A 1,679-nucleotide genomic window follows, 5' to 3' on the forward strand; every position below is an offset into this window, starting at 1 on the left:
GAAAAGTGCGATGAATCAATTTGCGATTCTGTACGGAGATCGGTTCATCAGGCCAACCTGGTGAAATCAAGGCCTGCCGGGCGGCAGGCCGTTACCGGCCCGCACACAAAAAACCTGACACTCCCCGGCGCGGCCCTATCGCCGGCAAGCCAGCTCCCACAGGTACACCACAGTTCTTGAAAGCGGTGATCTTCCTGTGGGAGCTGGCTTGCCGGCGATGAGGGCGGCACAGACAGCTCGAAACTTATTGCCCGGCCGCAGTCTCCTGCACACCCCTGAACCACTTCTGCTCAAGTTCGGTAGTGCGCCCGCTGTCTTTCAGCCGTTGCAGCGCATTGTTCACCGCACTTTCAAACGCCGGATTGTCCTTCTGGAACGGGATCAACAGCCTCTTGGCGCCAAACGGCTGGCTCACATCCAGCGAGCCGCCACCCTTGGGCGCCTCAGCGGACGGCGTAAGTGCAATGTCGTACTTGCCACTTTCGACGCCGGGCAATACCTCTGCAGCCGACGCTTCGACAAACTCGGCACGCAAGTCCAGCTCCTTGGCCAGGTCTTGCCCGAACTCGATGTCGAAACCGGTCAGGCGATCATCTTGCTTGAACGCGTACGGCGAGTTGTCGGCCTGTACGGCTATGCGCAGTTCGCCCCGGTCGGCGATTTCGTCGATCAGCTCCGCCTGGGCCAATGGACTGATCAGTACTGCCAGCAGTACCCCTATGGTCGAACGCATGAATGCCCCTTTTCTTTTAGCAGTTGAATAACTTTCGCCACGGCTTTCTTCCTCGCCGTGATCGAGCGCAGCCTATGACCTTGAAGCCTTGGCGAGGTTTAACCCTAACTGAAATATTTCTCTTTGTGGGCTATGGTGAACTACCGCTGCCGTTCGACATGCTGGTGGCGGTCAATAAGTGAATCACAGGAGAAGTGAATGAACAGCCTATTTTCGCGTGCTGCCGTTGCCGGTCTGCTGATGGGAGCATCGGTGTTCGCCAGTGCCGCGGATGCCCTGAAGAGCCAGGAGCCGCCCAAGGATGCCAAGGTCTTCATCGTTTCCCCCGCCGATGGTGCCACGGTCGACAAGACCTTCACCGTCAAGTTCGGCATCGAAGGCATGGGACTCAAACCAGCCGGTGACCAGACCCCGCACACCGGGCACCACCACTTGCTGGTGGATGTGGACAAAGAACCCGTTGCCGACATGCCCCTGCCGACCAGCCTGATGCCTGAGGCAGGCACCGCGCTGCCGGCGGGGCCGCAGGTTTTGCATTTCGGCAAGGCACAGACCGAAACCAGCATTACCCTGACCCCGGGCAAGCACACGCTGCAGCTGGTACTGGGTGACCAGTATCACGTACCGTTCAAGCCAAGTGTCGAGTCGCAGAAAGTGACTGTCGAAGTGAAATGAAAAAAGGGAGGCCACAAGGGCCTCCCTTTTTCATACCGCCCGCAAACTTAGAACAGGACGCGGGAACGGATGGTGCCCTTGACCTGTTGCAGCTTCTCTTGCGCCAGGTCGGAGTACTCGGCGTCAACGTCGATCACCACGTAACCCACTTTCTCGTTGGTCTGCAGGAACTGACCGGAGATGTTGATACCGTTTTCGGCGAACACCTTGTTGATCTCGCTGAGCACGCCCGGGATGTTTTCGTGGATGTGCAGCAGGCGGTGTTTGCCTG

General features: G+C 58.4%; 2 protein-coding genes and 1 pseudogene. 1 reads left to right on the forward strand and 2 read right to left on the reverse strand.

Translation table 11 applies throughout. The annotated features are described in order from the left end of the window. Positions 1-244: 244 nt before the first annotated feature. Positions 245-733 (reverse strand): transporter substrate-binding domain-containing protein, encoded by a 489-nt coding sequence (locus tag HP546_RS29955; protein ID WP_172233418.1) that lies wholly within the window; start codon positions 731-733, stop codon positions 245-247. Positions 734-931: 198 nt separating this feature from the next. Between HP546_RS29955 and HP546_RS29960 the strand changes: the two genes are divergently transcribed. Beyond that, a complete protein-coding gene (locus HP546_RS29960) occupies positions 932-1,408 on the forward strand; it encodes a DUF4399 domain-containing protein (protein WP_172233421.1) in 477 nt (158 codons plus the stop codon). A 47-nt stretch (positions 1,409-1,455) separates the two neighbouring features. Here the strand turns inward: HP546_RS29960 and HP546_RS29965 are convergent. After that, positions 1,456-1,679, reverse strand: a pseudogene (locus HP546_RS29965) (phosphoglycerate dehydrogenase); the annotation flags it as partial.

The sequence above is a fragment of the Pseudomonas sp. CM25 genome (assembly GCF_013179705.1).
In the GTDB taxonomy this organism is placed as follows: domain Bacteria; phylum Pseudomonadota; class Gammaproteobacteria; order Pseudomonadales; family Pseudomonadaceae; genus Aquipseudomonas.